At 51.5% G+C, this 16080-nt stretch carries 17 protein-coding genes; 3 read left to right on the top strand and 14 right to left on the bottom strand.

Annotated elements, in window-relative coordinates; translation table 11 throughout:
- Positions 1–103: 103 nt before the first annotated feature.
- Genes CX651_RS03290 through rpoE form a run of 4 tightly spaced genes read right to left on the bottom strand, consistent with a single transcriptional unit; the run spans position 104 to position 2759 of the window.
- Complete coding sequence (locus CX651_RS03290; protein WP_101053491.1) at positions 104–583, bottom strand: SoxR reducing system RseC family protein; 480 nt, start codon at positions 581–583, stop codon at positions 104–106.
- A gap of 10 nt (positions 584–593) precedes the next feature.
- Positions 594–1526, bottom strand: coding sequence for a MucB/RseB C-terminal domain-containing protein (locus CX651_RS03285; RefSeq protein ID WP_101053489.1), 933 nt, complete (start codon positions 1524–1526; stop codon positions 594–596).
- A 9-nt stretch (positions 1527–1535) separates the two neighbouring features.
- Complete coding sequence (locus tag CX651_RS03280; protein ID WP_101053487.1) at positions 1536–2156, bottom strand: sigma-E factor negative regulatory protein; 621 nt, start codon at positions 2154–2156, stop codon at positions 1536–1538.
- 24 nt (positions 2157–2180) lie between these two features.
- Entirely contained in the window at positions 2181–2759 is a 579-nt protein-coding gene (gene rpoE / locus CX651_RS03275; protein WP_025010551.1) for an RNA polymerase sigma factor RpoE, read from the bottom strand.
- Between the two features lie 199 nt (positions 2760–2958).
- Between rpoE and nadB the strand changes: the two genes are divergently transcribed.
- The gene (nadB, locus tag CX651_RS03270) at positions 2959–4569 is read left to right on the top strand and encodes an L-aspartate oxidase (RefSeq protein ID WP_101053485.1); all 1611 of its coding nucleotides are present in this window, start codon (positions 2959–2961) and stop codon (positions 4567–4569) included.
- Positions 4570–4585: 16 nt separating this feature from the next.
- Here nadB and CX651_RS03265 read toward each other — a convergent pair whose 3' ends face one another.
- The 10 genes from CX651_RS03265 to rppH all read right to left on the bottom strand — a co-directional run bounded on the left by CX651_RS03265 (position 4586) and on the right by rppH (position 13216).
- Positions 4586–5008: a protein YgfX gene (locus tag CX651_RS03265; protein WP_101053483.1), complete on the bottom strand. Its 423-nt coding sequence runs from the start codon at positions 5006–5008 to the stop codon at positions 4586–4588.
- A complete protein-coding gene (locus CX651_RS03260; RefSeq protein WP_028779782.1) occupies positions 4989–5228 on the bottom strand; it encodes an FAD assembly factor SdhE in 240 nt (79 codons plus the stop codon). The genes CX651_RS03265 and CX651_RS03260 overlap by 20 nt, the downstream gene beginning before the upstream one ends.
- Before the next feature lie 98 nt (positions 5229–5326).
- Entirely contained in the window at positions 5327–6235 is a 909-nt protein-coding gene (gene nhaR / locus CX651_RS03255) for a transcriptional activator NhaR (RefSeq protein ID WP_101053481.1), read from the bottom strand.
- Between the two features lie 16 nt (positions 6236–6251).
- Entirely contained in the window at positions 6252–6620 is a 369-nt protein-coding gene (locus CX651_RS03250; protein WP_101053628.1) for a hypothetical protein, read from the bottom strand.
- An 11-nt stretch (positions 6621–6631) separates the two neighbouring features.
- Complete coding sequence (gene nhaA, locus CX651_RS03245) at positions 6632–7807, bottom strand: Na+/H+ antiporter NhaA (protein ID WP_101053479.1); 1176 nt, start codon at positions 7805–7807, stop codon at positions 6632–6634.
- Positions 7808–7924: 117 nt separating this feature from the next.
- A complete protein-coding gene (thyA, locus tag CX651_RS03240) occupies positions 7925–8719 on the bottom strand; it encodes a thymidylate synthase (protein WP_101053477.1) in 795 nt (264 codons plus the stop codon).
- Positions 8719–9546, bottom strand: a complete 828-nt coding sequence (gene lgt, locus CX651_RS03235) for a prolipoprotein diacylglyceryl transferase (protein WP_101053475.1) — start codon at positions 9544–9546, stop codon at positions 8719–8721. Before lgt ends, thyA begins: the two co-directional genes overlap by 1 nt.
- 37 nt (positions 9547–9583) lie before the next feature.
- A complete protein-coding gene (locus CX651_RS03230) occupies positions 9584–10384 on the bottom strand; it encodes a sulfite exporter TauE/SafE family protein (protein ID WP_101053473.1) in 801 nt (266 codons plus the stop codon).
- Between the two features lie 47 nt (positions 10385–10431).
- Positions 10432–12666: a phosphoenolpyruvate--protein phosphotransferase gene (ptsP, locus tag CX651_RS03225; protein WP_101053471.1), complete on the bottom strand. Its 2235-nt coding sequence runs from the start codon at positions 12664–12666 to the stop codon at positions 10432–10434.
- Positions 12667–12691: 25 nt separating this feature from the next.
- A complete protein-coding gene (rppH, locus tag CX651_RS03220; RefSeq protein ID WP_025010542.1) occupies positions 12692–13216 on the bottom strand; it encodes an RNA pyrophosphohydrolase in 525 nt (174 codons plus the stop codon).
- A gap of 698 nt (positions 13217–13914) precedes the next feature.
- Here rppH and mutH point away from each other — a divergent pair.
- Positions 13915–14589 carry a DNA mismatch repair endonuclease MutH gene (mutH, locus tag CX651_RS03215; RefSeq protein WP_101053469.1) on the top strand — a complete coding sequence of 225 codons (675 nt, stop codon included), beginning with the start codon at positions 13915–13917 and terminating at the stop codon, positions 14587–14589.
- A 122-nt stretch (positions 14590–14711) separates the two neighbouring features.
- A complete protein-coding gene (locus CX651_RS03210; RefSeq protein WP_039034192.1) occupies positions 14712–15794 on the top strand; it encodes an adenylate/guanylate cyclase domain-containing protein in 1083 nt (360 codons plus the stop codon).
- The last annotated feature ends 286 nt before the right edge of the window (positions 15795–16080 follow it).

The following is a 16080-nucleotide window of genomic DNA, read 5'->3' as shown; positions in this document are numbered from 1 at the left end:
TAAATTCTAATGGGAGACTGTGCTCAAAGGTGCGAAATTGTACCCGATTGCTGGGCCAATACCAATTAGATTCACACTTTAAGCCTGTGTGGGAATGACGGGATTAATGGCACTTGCTTTCTGAAGCGGCCTCCATGGCTTGGCCCAGATAGGCGAGTATGACGGGTTGGGCCCGGTTTTCAATCCTGCGCGCCTGAGACTTACCCAGTTGCCAAGCCAGCAAAGCAAAGATGATCGCCATGAATATAGCCCCTCCATCTGTACTGAACCCAGCAAGCGAAGCAATAAAGCGCCCCAGCAACCCGCCTAAAAAAAGCCCGGCCAAAGGCAGCATATAAACCAGCAATGCCGCCTTGAGCACTACGCTTTCCGGCAAGCCTAAACGCAGTAAAGTGCCTTCTGGATAAGTTTCAGTACTGGGCAGGGAAAACTCCTGCAGCCGACTGCCAAACGCCTTGGCAACCGCAGAAGTGCCGCAGGATTCGCTACTGGAGCAGTGATTACAGGCACTCTTCAACTCCACCTGCACCTTGACCCAACCATCGCTGTCTGTGCCAACGACCTTAGCCACCTGCTCCATCATAATTCAGCCCTCACTCCAGCCTTAGACCCGAAGCGATACGGATAAGCGTTTGTGTCGGCACCTTACCAACAGCAACCACTTCCAGATTACCGACTCGGTCGGCCGCCATGGAAAGGCCATTGCGGGTCATCAGCTCTTCCGGCATAGGCGCGTCACCGGCGCGGGCAACGTAGACAGAGATATTGCTGAAGCCATCGGTCAAGGCTATGTATTCCACCGGCTCATGACTGCCAATCAGGCGATGATGATCACGAACCACCACTTGAAAACCGGGCGGCAGCCAATCAAACTGCCAATTCTGGCCATCTTCACGCTCTGAGGAGTTCATCACCGCCGGCCATTCCTGCTTGTAGGCCTCCACCAGCAGAGGCGCCGTTTCCTGCAGTTCTATCAATTCGATGACCAACAACTGCTCCAGCAACTGCTTGTCCTGATTCAGCATGTCATAGCGCAGCGGCAGGAAGGTTTCCATATCCATCCACACCTGAAAACCATAGCGGTATTCATCATTGGGCAAAATGCGGATCATCTGTCCTGGACGGCCGGCGATACGGCTACGCCCCCCCAACACCAATTGATATCCGGCCTCAAGATTGCCGCTGTCACCGAAGAAGGCCGCTGGCATCACTCCTTGAATACGCTTGGCATTAATACTATAGGCGGGCTGATCGTGTTCGATAAAGGTCACTGTATTACCGACACGAACGGCATTTTTTGGCGGCCCATTAAGGTGTTCGAGGAAGGCCACTTCCTCACCGTTGACTTTACCGTGCAGGTATACCAAAGGCCGAATATTATCGGCCTGAAGTTGGATGAGAGAAATCTTGTATTCTTTTTCGCGCAAAGCCTGGCTCATTTTTTCAAGCCAGGCTTTGGCGGACATATCATCCTGCGCGAAGGCAGGCACTGCGAAGGCCAGGAGGGCCAAGAGGAAAAGGCGCAAGAGATTTCCTTAACGATTCATAGGAACAGGAACGACCTCACTATTGTTATCCATAACCACACCGGCATTCAATCTCTGTTGCAACATATGATCCTGAATATAGCTGTTAATCCTGCGACGTTGCTCAATCAACTGCTCATTGGTATATCCCTGTGGCTGCTGAACCGGTCCGGTTTGCAGGCTAACAGGTGAAGCACTGCCCACCAATGGACGGGTAATAAGCACTGGGGATGCAGGATCCTGGCTTTCAGGTGCCTGGTTGTAGTTCTGAACACCAACAATGGCAACCATGGCAACAGTGGCCGCAATCGCATACTGGCCAAACTGTTTGAACATGGGGATCACTCTACCGCCGGAAGCAAGCTGACGTTGGGGCTCAACGACCTCTGATACCTGAGTCGAGGTAACAGGCGCGACTATCGTCGGTTCCTTGTCGATAGCGGCAGCAATACTGGCAGAAAGATCCAAGGGGATAGCGGAAGGCAACTCGCCACGCATGGCATCACCAATTAGGTGGTAGTTACGCCACTTGTCGTGAGAAGCAGTGTCACCAGCCAGTTCTGCCAGCGTCTGAGCGTCGGTTTCGCCGTCCACTGCCGCAGAAACCCACTCCTGACCTAATTTATCCATTACTCACCTGTCTCTATTAAAGGGTCATCTTTCCAGCAAAGGCTGGAGCTTCTTATCTATGGCTTCCCGAGCACGAAAGATACGGGATCTCACAGTACCTACAGGGCAATCCATCACATTGGCAATATCTTCGTAGCTCATACCATCAAGCTCACGCAAAGAGATAGCCATCTTTAACTCTTCCGGCAAAGATTCGAGAGTGTCGAAGACAGTCTTCTTTATCTCGTCTGAAAGCATCAACCGCTCAGGAGAGGCGAACTCTTTCAGGGCATCACTGCCATCGTAGAACTCGGCTTCATCGGCATCGACATCGTTCGCAGGCGTTCTGCGCCCTTGTGACACCAGATGATTCTTGGCCGTATTTACTGCTATTCGGTACAACCAGGTATAAAAGGCACTCTCACCGCGAAAATTAGGTAACGCCCGATAAGCCTTGATAAAAGCTTCTTGCGCCACGTCTGCTACATCGGCCTGATTCCGTACATAACGGGATATCAGATTGATGACCTTACTCTGGTACTTTTGTACCAGCAGGTTAAAAGCGTTTTTATCGCCACGTTGTACGCGCTCAACCAGTTGTTGATCACTTGTTTGTCCACTCATCCGAGCCGACTTCTCCCAAATCTTATAATGCTGATTTCTCAGTCGCTCGAATCATATTCACTTATGTAGACTAGCGTGCTTCGAAAAAGTTCTGATGTTTTGCAAAAAATGTACTGCGAATAACCTGAGCTGAGTTGTATCCATCCCTTGCGAGTTGGTTTACCATAACCGAACCCCCAGTCACATCTCATGATACCCGATGAAACAAGTAGTTGAACACCAATCTGACGTCCTGGTCATAGGCAGTGGTGCAGCGGGCTTGACTCTCGCCCTTCACCTGGCTGAAAAAACCAAAGTCATTTTACTCTCCAAAGGTCCTCTCAACGAAGGCTCGACCTATTATGCCCAAGGGGGCATAGCCTCGGTTTTCGACGAGGAGGATACCATAGAATCCCACGTGGCCGACACCTTGGTCGCCGGCGCCGGACTCTGTGATGAAGCCGTGGTAACCTATACGGCCGAGAATGCCCGCGCCGCCATGCAATGGCTGATTGAATGCGGTGTGGCCTTTGATAAGGAAGAAAACCCCGATGGCAGCATCAATGACAGTGCCTACCATCTGACCCGTGAAGGCGGCCACAGCCACAGACGTATTCTGCACGCCGCCGATGCCACCGGCAAAGAGGTACAGACCACACTGCAGGAGATGGCCCAGGCCCACCCCAATATTCTGGTGCTTGAGCGTTACAACGCCATAGATTTGATCACCACCCGTAAACTGGGCCGTCCGGGCAACCGGGTATTGGGCGCCTATGTCTGGAACCGTAACCTTGAGCAGGTGGAAACCATCAAGGCTAAGTTTGTCGCGCTGGCGACCGGCGGCAGTTCCAAGGTTTACCAGTACACCTCTAACCCGGATATCGCCAGTGGTGATGGTATTGCCATGGCCTGGCGTGCCGGTTGCCGGGTAGCCAACATGGAATTCAATCAGTTCCATCCGACCTGTCTATACCATTCAGATGCCCGTAATTTCCTGCTGACCGAAGCCCTGCGCGGTGAAGGCGCCTATCTGCGCCGTCCCGATGGCAGTCGCTTTATGCCTGACTTCGATGAACGCGCCGAACTGGCGCCCAGAGACATAGTAGCCAGAGCCATAGACTATGAAATGAAACGCCTCGGCGCCGATTGTGTCTATCTGGACATCAGCCACAAGGATCCGGAATTTGTCATCAAGCATTTCCCCACCATTTACCAGCGCTGCCTGGACTTAGGGATAGATATCACCAAGGAACCTATCCCTGTGGTGCCTGCAGCACACTATACCTGCGGCGGGGTAATGACAGATTTTCATGGCCAGACAGATCTCAATGGTCTCTATGCCATAGGTGAAGTGGCTTATACCGGACTGCACGGTGCCAATCGCCTGGCGAGCAACTCCTTGCTGGAGTGCCTGGTATTCGCCCGCGCTGCTTCGACCGATATTCAAAGCCAATTGGGTAAAATTGCCATGCCCGGTAATATCCCGGCCTGGGATGAAAGCCAAGTATGTAACTCGGATGAGGAAGTAGTAATTGCCCACAACTGGCATGAGCTGAGACTTTTTATGTGGGACTATGTGGGGATTGTGCGCTCAGACAAGCGTTTGGAGCGGGCCCTACGCCGCTGCGCCATGCTGCAACAGGAGATCCAGGAATATTACAGCAACTTCCACGTCACAAACAATCTACTGGAATTGCGCAACCTGGTGCAGGTGGCCGAGTTGATCATCCGCTGCGCTATGTCCCGCAAGGAAAGCCGCGGCTTGCACTGTAATATCGATCATCCGCAGAAACTGGAGAATCCGCAGCCGACCATTTTGCAGCCTGAATAACTTAGCTGGAATAAGGTCAGTTAGCGGACTTTGACCGCTGCAACAATAGACGACACAGATGACGATAGTCTGTGTCGTCAAACATATCGGCAAACAGCCAGCAACGCCCGTAGTTATCCTCCCCCTGATAGGTAAAAGTCACCACAAAGGGGCTGACCCAAGGTTTGCCACTAAGTTCGAAACTCGAACCGGGTTCGAACTGTCCTTCACCCAATTCATTAAGCCAGAAACAGAGTTGCCAACGGCGCAAACGCCACAGAGCCAGGCCAAAAGCTACCAGTACCAGCAGCAAACATAAGTATTTGAACGATAAATAGAAAGGATAATCCAGCGCCGGCCAGGCAAGAAAGCTGCTCAGGCAAACAGCAGCCAGCACAGTTAGACTCAGATACTGGCTGAAGGAAGAACTGAGTTGAAACCTATGGCGCTGCCCGGCCACGAACGCGCACTACCATCTGTGCCAGTTGCGGATCCGGACATTGCTCATGCCCCATAAACCAGGCAAACAGTTCCGGGTCTTCACACTCAAGCAGACGAACAAACAAGGCCTTGTCCTCAGGGCTCAGAGTCTCATAATGCTGCTCCACAAAAGGTTGAAACAATACATCAAGCTCCAGCATGCCACGGCGACATGCCCACTTTACCCTGGGGGTACTCATCAAGTCAGACACCTATAATGCTCCAATCAAGAATTTTGCCGCAAGTTTACATTCTGGCGTCTGCGCTGTCGAATACCCACCTTAATCATCCACCCGTATCAGAACTGCTGCACCTGAAGATCTCGACCGGCAAATAACTCACCAAAATCCGTTTCCAGCAAGCGCTGCACCGCCGGATGCTGGATCATCCGCTCTGCGAACATCACATGATATTCCTCTTTGATCTCCATGGTTTCACCGAGCAAACGTATATTATGTTCGAGAATATCCTGCTGGTAGATGGAGGGAGCAACAAATATCCCCTTACGGAAATAGCCAAAAGCCTTCATCATAGCCGCATCGTCAAACTCGCCGAGAATCGTGACATTAAGGCGTTTCTCATCAAACCAGCGATAGAGCTGCTGCCCCAAGGAAGTGCGTCGACTGGGGATCAGCAAGGGCCCCTCTTCCAAACATTCAGGAAAACCACTTTTAAACTCCTGCGCCGAGAAGAAGGCGATACCGCACTCCCCCAGCTTCTTGGAAAGAATTTCCGGATATTTGAGAGACTCACCGGCGCAGTCCGACAGTATCATATCCAGTTTATGCTCCCTGAGCCGGGTCATCAGACTCTCGTGAGTCGATTCATAACAGGCCAAGTGCATGGAGCTAGTTGCCGGGATAACCGACATCAGCACCCGACTGGCCAACGCCTTGGAGAGAGCATCGGCAATACCCACCTCAAACAGGATGGATTCATCCTTGCGATAGTTGAGCACATCGAGCATCTCATAAGAGAGGCTGAACATTTTATCGGCGTAGCGAAACACCAACTCGCCCAATTCAGTAGGGGCCAGATTGCGCCCTACCCGCTTGAACAGACTCCCCTTGAGCCTTTCTTCCAGAGTGCGTATCTGGCCGGTAATGGTTTGTGGGGTTAAACAGAGTGTCTCGGCAGCCTTGGTCACTGAGCCTTGCTTATGCACCATCCAAAAGTAATACAGGTGGTTGTAGTTCAAATGAGACATAGGCTGCCCCGACTCCTTACTTCAAACGCTGACAGTCCAGCAAATTATTTACGGCAAGCTGCAGTGTCTCTATATCCTTGACCTCACCGCTTTCAAAGGCTTCGCTGATCCCCATAACCAGTTGATCCCTATCCGGGATCCTCTCCAGGCAATACTTGCGATTTGCTTCCTGAAAACGCTTACCTCCCCGATATTTAAGCGCGCGGGCTTCATAGCCGTTGCTGTCCAGGCGGGCACCTACCGCCTGTGGCTTATACATAAGCGCACCATCAACAACGCCCTCAAGGTAACTCTGACACAGGACAGCTTCCTTGTCTGCAACACAGGCTTCTATCTGTGACGCCTGAACCAAAGGGGCCATGCCCACGAGAATGAGTCCTGCCATTATGCTTGTTTTCATTCCTTTTCTCCTTTTTCAGGTAACACTTTTGACAGCCAGAAATAGCCCACGACTGCCGCCAACATAGATCCGATCAGGATCCCCAACCTGGCCAAATCGCTATAGACAACGCCACCATGCTCAAACGCCAGCGAGGCAATAAACATCGACATGGTAAAACCTATACCGCACATCACAGCCACAGGTATGATATGGCGCCAGGCAATGCCCTCGGGCAACTCTGCCAGACGCAACTTAACCGCAATAAAACTGAACAGCACCACACCAATCGGCTTACCGAGCAACAAACCCAAAGCAATACCCAGAGGTACAGGCGATACCAGGCTCTCGAGCGACATCCCGCCCAAAGCTACCCCGGCGTTGGCAAAAGCAAAGACCGGCAGGATCAGGAAGGTACTCCAGGGGTGCAGCGTATGCTCCAAATGCTCGGACGGTGAACCACCTTGCTTGTCGCGCAGCGGAATACAGAAGGCGATGATCACCCCGGCCAAAGTGGCATGAACCCCGGACTTGAGTACGGCAACCCAAAGAATGGCCCCAAGCACGCCATAAGCGCCAAGCGCAGTCACGCCGCGACGGTTCAAAATAATCAAACCTATAACCGCAGCAGCAGCAATCACCAGGCTTATCATCGACAGATCACTGCTATAGAACAGCGCAATAATAACGATTACACCCAGGTCATCTATGATTGCCAGCGCCAATAAAAACACCTTGAGCGCCACAGGAACCCGGTTGCCTAAAAGTGCCATTATCCCCAGCGCAAAGGCGATATCGGTCGCGGCAGGAATCGCCCACCCCCCCTGAGTCACTGGGTCATTGGCATTGAACAGCAGATAGACTGCGGCCGGAACAAGCATGCCGCCTATAGCAGCAAAGGTGGGTAGAGATGCCTTGGAAACGCTGGACAGCGCTCCCTCAAGCAATTCACGCTTAACTTCCAGACCAATCAACAGAAAGAACAGCGCCATCAGACCATCGTTGATCCACAGCAGCAAGGGCTTGTTGATATCCAGGGCCCCGAGCCGCAACTGCATCGGGGTATCCAAAAAACCTTGATAAACGCCGGCAAGAGGTGAATTAGCCAAGACCATAGCCAAGGCTACAGCAATCAATAACAGGATACCGCCGGCAGATTCCTGACTCAGGAAATTCCGAAGTGCCTTTTCCATACTAAACTCCCAAAAACATAATTGATTTGAGTGTAGTAGATGGATTTAGGTAAGAATAATCGAAAGTTTCTGCGAAACACCTCGAAATATACGAGGTATTCCGCTAAAAAACTGTTTTTAAATGGCAACTGGTGCTTTGATATGAGGGTGAGGATCGTAACCTGACAACTCGAAATCTTCGAATCGGTAATCGAAAATAGACTCAGGCTTGCGAATAATTGTCATTTGTGGCAGAGACTTGGGTTCACGGCTGAGTTGCAGCGCCGTTTGCTCCATATGATTGGAGTAAAGGTGGGTATCACCGCCAGTCCAGACGAAATCGCCCAACTCGAGGTCACACTGCTGCGCTACCATCATGGTCAACAGCGCATAGCTGGCAATATTGAACGGCAGCCCCAGGAACACATCACAGCTGCGCTGATACAGTTGACAGGACAACTTGCCATCAGCCACATAAAACTGGAAAAAGGCATGGCAAGGCGCCAGCGCCATCTTGTCGAGTTCGGAGACGTTCCAGGCCGAGACAATTAAACGTCTGGAGTCAGGTTGTGATTTGATCTGTTCTATCACCTGAGTGATCTGATCGATATGACCGCCATCGGGCGTTGGCCAGCTACGCCACTGAGCGCCGTAAACCGGTCCCAGATTACCGGATTCATCGGCCCACTCATCCCAAATCGTCACTTTATTTTCATGCAGGTAAGCAACATTGGTGTCCCCTTTCAGGAACCAGAGCAACTCATGAATGATGGAGCGCAAATGGCACTTCTTGGTGGTCACCAAGGGGAACCCCTTACTGAGGTCAAAACGCATCTGATAACCAAATACAGAGCGGGTTCCCGTGCCGGTACGGTCAGTTTTTTCAGTACCGGCATCTAAAATATGTTGCATTAAATCAAGATATTGCTGCATTACTGCTTGTCCTTCACCACGCCGGCCTGCGGCGCTTTACGCATTAACAGATAGAGTCCAAAGAGGATCATGGGCACTGACAGTATCTGCCCCATGGTCAAAAAGCCCAAATAAAGCCCGAGTTGAGCATCCGGCTGCCTGACCGTTTCCACTATGCAGCGGAAGATACCATAGCCGAGCAAAAACATCCCGGACACGGCTCCGGTCTTGGGACTGCGTCTGCTGAACCATTGCAGTAAAATAAACAGTGCAACGCCTTCGAGGGCAAATTGATACAGCTGCGAAGGATGACGAGGCTCAGGGCCGCCGGAAGGAAACACCATGGCCCAAGGCACATCTGTCACCCGGCCCCAAAGCTCACCATTGATAAAGTTACCCAGACGCCCGGCGCCCAAACCGATAGGCACCACCGGAGCCACCATATCCGCCACCGCGAAGAAGCTGCGCTTCTGTTTCCAGGCGATGTAGAGCATGGCCAGAATAACCCCCATCAAACCACCATGGAAAGACATGCCGCCTTCGCTTATCTTGAATAGGTACAAGGGGTCGGCAATAAAGTAATCCAAATGGTAGAAGAGCACATAACCTATGCGTCCTCCCAGGATCACCCCGAGAAAGGCATAGAACAGCAGATCAGAGACCTGCTCGCGGCTCCATACCCCCTTGGATCTGTCAGCCATACGGTTGAGCAGTATCATAGCGGCCAAAAAGCCCAGCAGGTACATGAAACCATACCAACGCAAAGCCGGTTCAAAAGTCTGGCCGAACAGCTCAAAGGGGCCAAAAGAGACGATCACAGGATCAATATTGGGAAATTCTAAAGCCATAACAGAAAGACGATTCCTAAATTAACTAAGGCGCAGATCAGGCCAGAATAAGTTTAAGACCCACAACAACCAATAAAAGTGCAAATATTTTCTTCAGTACAGGCGTCGGCCAGGTGCTGGCCGCTTTGACCCCCACAGGCGCAACCAACATTGAGGAAGCAATAATACCCAGCAAAGCCGGCAGATAGACATATCCCAAAGTGCCGCTTGGCATATCAGGGGCGTTCCAGCCTGCGATAACATACCCTAAACTGCCCCAAAGGGCGATAATAAGGCCAGTAGCCGATGAAAAACCCACCGCCTGACGCATCTGCAACCCACACCAAGTGAGGAAAGGCACCAAGAGCACCCCACCGCCTATCCCCATCAAGGCGGCAATAATGGCAATCATCGCCGAGACGATAAGCAACACGGGAAATGGCGGCAAGCCCTCTTTCGCTGATGGACGGAAAGGAAATGCCATCTGGGCGGCCATTAGAATAACAAACACCGCAAAGGCACGGCGCAGATCATCGGCCGGGATCAACTCGGCAATAAAACCCGAACACAAGGCCCCCAGTGCCAGCCCCGGCAACATGGATTTAAACAGCGGCCAAGGAATATTGCCGCGGCTGTGGTGGGCGCGGGCGGATGAAAAAGAGGTCAAAATAATGGCCGCCAACGAAGTAGCAATGGCGACATGGGGCAACTGCGCGGCAGGAACCCCCACCTTGGGTAAAATATACAGCAGCGCCGGCACCACAATAAGACCACCGCCTATTCCCAACAAACCGGCCATAAAGCCGACAAAGGCCCCCAACGCCAGACAAACACCGAATACCCAGAGAAATGTGTCCACAGAGGTTCCTTAATTCTTGTTGTTATTCCATACCCGGCACCGCCGGTTCAGTTGAGAATGGCTGCCAGTTCTCTTTGCCCCAAATAATCGTGCACCAGTTGCCGCACTTCACTGCCGCTTTTGAGTGTCAGCGCCTCGGCCAATAACTGCTCGAGTTCATCGCTGCGCACTCGCCGCAGCAGATAATTTATTCTGGCCAAGCTCCCCTGGTTCATACTCAAGCGGTTGTAGCCCATAGCAACCAGCAGCAAGGCACCACCGGGTTCACCGGCTAACTCGCCACAGACACTGGCACCGAGGCCATATAGACGGCAGGTCTCCCGCGCCTGTTTCAGCGAACGCAATATCCCCGGATGATAACTGTCAAACAGGGCGCTGACCCTGGGGTTGTTGCGATCCACCGCCAACAGATATTGAGTCAGGTCGTTACTGCCGACCGAAACAAAATCGACCCGCTTGGCGACTTCATCCAGTTGAAACAGCAGCGCCGGCACCTCCAGCATAATGCCCACCTTGGGTCTTTTCAGCTCAGGGTTCACATCCGACTTAAGCTCGGAATAAGCCTGTTCGATATATTCAAGCGATTGATCTATCTCATCTAGATTACTGACCATGGGCAGCAAAATATGCAGCTGCTCGCCGCTGCCGCTGGCCTGGAGCATGGCGCGAATTTGCACCAGAAACAGCTCGGGATGGTCCAGCGACAAACGAATGCCACGCCAGCCCAAAAATGGGTTTTCCTCCTTGATGGGGAAATAAGGCAAGGGTTTGTCTCCGCCCACATCGAGGGTGCGCATCACCACGGGGCGCCCCGATGCCGCCTCCAACACCTGGCGATACACCTTGACCTGCTCAGACTCGCTGGGAAAACGCTGTTGCAACATGAAAGGGATTTCGGTGCGATATAGCCCAATACCATCGGCGCCTTCGGCAATTTCCGAGGCCAAACCACTGAGTAAGCCGGCATTCATGTATAGATGAATACGTTTGCCATCGACCGTCTCGGCCGGCAGGTTCAGCTCTTTGGCGTATTTCCGCTGCAACGCTCTCTCGGCGGATAACAAACTGCGGTACTCACCGACCACGGCCGGAGACGGCGACACCATCAGTTGACCACGGGTGGCATTGAGCACCAAAAGCTTCTTGTCTATGTCGGCAGCCAAAACCTGGTCGACCCCTGTGATGGCAGGCACACCCAGGGCCCGGGCCAGAATAGCAGCATGGGAGTTGACCCCGCCAAGTTCTGTCACTATCCCGGCCAACTTTTGCCGCGGAAACTCGGCCAGCAAGGTGGTGTCCGCTTCACGGGTCACCAGAATAACCGGCTTATCGGCATTGAGCTCCAACCGCTCCGGCTCAATCAACTGGCGCAGCACCTTCTGCCCCAAGTCACGGATATCGCTGGCCCGCTCCTTGAGATAGGGGTCTTCCATCGCCATAAACTGGGTGATGTAACGCAAAGACACGCGGCTGACCGCCGACTCGGCGCACCAACCCGCAAGCACTTCGTCGCGATATTCGCCCCCAAGGCTGGCCTCTTCCAGCAAGAGCTGCAGCGCCGAGAAGATAGACACCACCTCTTCATCCTGCTCGCGGTCAAAACGCTGTGCCAGGGTGCTCAGAGTGTTACGGCAACGCTCGATTGCTGCCTTGAGGCGTTCAAGCTCATTGGGGATATCTGTTGCGGTTTGATCCGGCTGCTCCAGGGATATCTGACCACCCAGCACCAAAGCATGGGCAATGGCGATACCATTGGAAGCCGGTGTACCCTGAAACAGGATTTGCAGCTGATCTTCCTTGACGCTGGCCTTTTGTTTGAGGCCGCGAATAGCCATAGCCAACTGCGCCGCCAGCGTCATAAGAAAAGCTTCTTCCCCTTCGCTGAACTGACGGGCACTGGGCTGCTGCACCACTATGACGCCAAGCAACTGTTTCTGATAGATAATAGGCGCGGCGAGAAAAGCTCGATATTCCTCTTCAGCCACTTCGGGAAAGAGTTTGAATCTGGGATGTGCTCTGGCATCGGCAAGGTTGATGGCTTCTTCACGCTCAGCAACCAAGCCCACCAGACCTTCGGTCAACGGCATGCGAACCTGGCCAACGGCACTGGGCTTAAGACCATCAGTGGCCGAGAGGACCAACTCATTTCTATCCAGAATATAGATAGAACAACACTGAGTGCTCATGGCGGCCTTTATCTGGCCGACCAATAGCTCAAGGGCAGCCTCAAGATCCCTTGCGGCCGCAACTGCCTGAGTAATATCCCTGAGCGTGTTTAACACCTGTTCCCCCTTTCGATATCAAACCTCAGCCTGCTGCTCTTTGTCGTCCCCTTCGGCGTGAAGGCTCCCGGGTCTGCAATGCCAGAGCCGTGGTGGCGAACTCTTTCATCACTTTCCGGTAGACGTCACGTTTAAAAGATACGACCTGACGCACAGGGTACCAATAACTGACCCAGCGCCAGTCATCGAATTCAGGATGGCCGGACGAATTCAAGTTAACGGCACTATCCTGACTCTTGAGCTGCAGCAAAAACCATTTCTGCTTTTGGCCGATACAGACAGGCTTGCTGTCTTGGCGCACCAAACGCTTTGGCAATCTGTATCGCAACCAGGAGCGGGTGGATGTTAATATCTGCACATGTTCCGGCCTAAGCCCGACTTCTTCATACAGCTCTCGATACATGGCATCTTCGGCGGATTCACCGTCATCCAATCCCCCTTGGGGAAACTGCCAGGAGTGCTGACCAAAACGCCTGGCCCACATTACTTGGCCAAATCTGTTACAGATAATGATGCCCACATTTGCGCGAAAACCGTCGCTGTCAATCACATGGACTCCGAAAAAGCGATAAATTTCAATGATTCGATTGTTTCACAATCCCACGTCGGCAGCAATTCTCTATTTACGGCTTTTTCTTTGGATAATCAAATAAGCTTTTCCACTTTATCAACAATTAACCATCTCTGCTTGAGTGGATATCCACAAAAACTGTGGATATCTCTGTTTGAAACTCGGCTGAACTTCTGGAAACGCTGCTTTTTACAACCTTTCCCTCCTAATTAACAAAGACACAAACCCAACAAAAATACTTCAAATACATAATCATACAAAGCACAAAAACGAATACAACCACAACTAAACCACCAATAGTACACTTTTTAACCCGCACTCGATCAGAAGCAATTTCTCGGCAATGTCACAAAACTTTATTCACACCCTACGGACAAAAACTCGACTTTCAAGCTGAAAAACAGCGTCAAAACCCGGTTGACACCGACCATTATTTGTTTTATTGCGGCCATAATTGTTCAGTTATCCCAAAATGCTGTGGATAAGTTTGTTGGCAACACAGGGGAAATCGGCGAGTAACTCAGGAAATCCATTCCCCTATAGTTGAAGATGAAAACTTTAGTCAATAAAAACATAATGATAGAAAAATTAATTTTGGGGATGACTTCACCCGACATCGCAATGACCATTTTTTGCACAAACTTGTTATCCAATCCCGCTCAGGTAAAATCAACGCCATGAAAACCAATATCTTGCCGCCAAGCTCCTTGGCACAACTGCTAAAGCGCGCCGACGATATCGCCGGGCTGACTCTGGGACAGCTCGCCGAATCTTTAGGGGTAGCCGTGCCCAAAGACTTTCGCCGTGATAAAGGCTGGACCGGACAACTACTGGAGCTGGCATTGGGAGCAACCGCAGGCTCTAAGCCCGAACAGGACTTTCTGCACCTTGGGGTAGAACTGAAGAGCATTCCAATAGATGAACGCGGTATGCCGCTGGAAACCACCTATGTCTGTGTCGCGCCGCTAACCAATATTTCAGGACTGCGCTGGGAGCAGAGTCTGGTGTATCACAAATTGCAGCGGGTACTGTGGATCCCGGTTCAGGGGGACAGGGATCTTCCCCCGGGTGTCCGACGTATCGGCTCGCCGCTTTTATGGGAACCAAGCGTCGAGGAAGACAGGCTATTGCGCCAGGATTGGGAAGAGATCATGGAGCTTATCAGCCTGGGCAAGGTCAGCAAGATCACGGCCAGGCACGGTGAAGTATTACAGTTAAGGCCAAAGGCGGCCAACAGTAAGGTGTTAACCGAGAGTATTGCCGAGGATGGCAGTATCCAGATGACCAACCCCAGGGGCTTTTATCTCAAAACTCAGTTCACAAAAGGGTTACTTGAGCGCTTTTTTGGCTGATATCGCCTCTAATCGGCACTTGCCTTGATTAAGATCACAATTACCACTGGAAATCAGAGGGGTATATTCTATAAACTAGCGCATCCTGAGAAGGCCCGTTAATTTAGGATAGAAGTTACCCCGTGAGAGCGCGTCGCCAGGCCAAAAAGCTTCTGTTTGCCATAATGGCATGGACAGTAGCTATGGCAGCTTTTGTATTTTTTCGCTATGCCCAAACCACTGAGCTACCTCAGTGGGCTGTCGGCTCGGCGGATCTCGCGACGCTGGCCGCCTACATGGGAATTATTTTCGGTAGCTTGCACTGGATGTCAAACCTGATAGCCGACTTCAGTGCCATCAATCGCCTGCCCTATGTCTTCTCCGTCATCTTTAAAGGGCTGTTTCTGCTCTTGGGTGCCACCACTTTGGCTTATATGACCCAGTACCTGAATATGTGGGCCATAGAGAACCATATGGCAACCTTGAGGCAGATGCTGACAGTGCATATCCTCTATAGTCCCTCATTCCAGGCGTTAATTATTTATCTGGTGGTAGTCAGGGTCGGGCTCGCCTTTATTGAACAGATGGGACTACTGGTAGGCCCCAGGATCCTGTTAAACATAGGTCTGGGTAAGTATCACAAGCCCAGATATGAACAGCGGCTATTTCTCTATCTCGATATGGTAGCTTCCACTACCCATGCCGAATCTCTGGGGGATTACCGCTTTGCCCGGCTGATACAGGACAGTTTCAGCTTGCTTTCCGATACAGTCACCAACAATGATGCCGAGATCTATCGTTACATGGGTGATGCCGTGCTCATCCATTGGCCGCTGGAAGACGGCATCATTAACGACAGATGTATGAATATCTACTTTGAATTCAGCCAGCAGCTCAATTGGCAGCGACGCTATTTTGAAGAACACTATGGTTTTGTCCCCAAATTCAAGGCGGCGGCTCACTGTGGCCAAGTGGTTGCAGCTGTGGTCGGGGTGCAAAAACAGGAGATCAGCTTCTTCAGCGACGTGCTCAACACCCTAGCGCGACTACAGGATCAGTGTAACCCCTTAGGACAAAGGATGCTGCTCTCCGGCGCGCTGGTAGCTAGGCTGGAAAATGATGACAGCGAGTATCAGCTCACCAATTTAGGACCGGTCAAGTTAAAGGGTAAACAACACTCCATTGAAGTGTTCGGGGTTAAACCAAAACAAGGCAATCAGTCATAAAAAAACAGCCTATTAAGGGCTAAATTTTAAGTGGCAAAGTTGCTATCAGAGTACTTATCCGTAGCAATTTTCAATTGCCTTGTGCGCTAACAGGGAATTTAACACTACCCCATTCCCTGGTGGCGGGCATGGTTTCATGAAAAGTTGCTATCAGAGTACTTATCCGTAGCAATTGCACTGTAACTGGCGTTAAAAGCATTTGATTGAAACTATGCCAGAGCCTGGAATAACGGTAGTGTTCATAAATCTGTGTCATTTGAGTAATATACACCCAAAAGGATATTCA

The organism is Shewanella chilikensis (genome assembly GCF_002836945.1).
GTDB classification, from domain to species: Bacteria; Pseudomonadota; Gammaproteobacteria; order Enterobacterales; family Shewanellaceae; genus Shewanella; species Shewanella chilikensis.
Note: the sequence above shows the minus strand (reverse complement) of the source record. Positions and strands in the feature narration are given on the sequence as shown.

Bases quoted from the DNA above. Each gene is read 5' to 3' on its own strand.
- CX651_RS03290 (WP_101053491.1), bottom strand. From the start codon at position 583: ATGATGGAGCAGGTGGCTAAGGTCGTTGGCACAGACAGCGATGGTTGG.
- CX651_RS03280 (WP_101053487.1), bottom strand. From the start codon at position 2,156: ATGGATAAATTAGGTCAGGAGTGGGTTTCTGCGGCAGTGGACGGCGAA.
- rpoE (WP_025010551.1), bottom strand. From the start codon at position 2,759: ATGAGTGGACAAACAAGTGATCAACAACTGGTTGAGCGCGTACAACGT.
- nadB (WP_101053485.1), top strand. From the start codon at position 2,959: ATGAAACAAGTAGTTGAACACCAATCTGACGTCCTGGTCATAGGCAGT.
- CX651_RS03260 (WP_028779782.1), bottom strand. From the start codon at position 5,228: ATGAGTACCCCCAGGGTAAAGTGGGCATGTCGCCGTGGCATGCTGGAG.
- nhaR (WP_101053481.1), bottom strand. From the start codon at position 6,235: ATGTCTCATTTGAACTACAACCACCTGTATTACTTTTGGATGGTGCAT.
- CX651_RS03250 (WP_101053628.1), bottom strand. From the start codon at position 6,620: ATGGCAGGACTCATTCTCGTGGGCATGGCCCCTTTGGTTCAGGCGTCA.
- nhaA (WP_101053479.1), bottom strand. From the start codon at position 7,807: ATGGAAAAGGCACTTCGGAATTTCCTGAGTCAGGAATCTGCCGGCGGT.
- thyA (WP_101053477.1), bottom strand. From the start codon at position 8,719: ATGCAGCAATATCTTGATTTAATGCAACATATTTTAGATGCCGGTACT.
- lgt (WP_101053475.1), bottom strand. From the start codon at position 9,546: ATGGCTTTAGAATTTCCCAATATTGATCCTGTGATCGTCTCTTTTGGC.
- mutH (WP_101053469.1), top strand. From the start codon at position 13,915: ATGAAAACCAATATCTTGCCGCCAAGCTCCTTGGCACAACTGCTAAAG.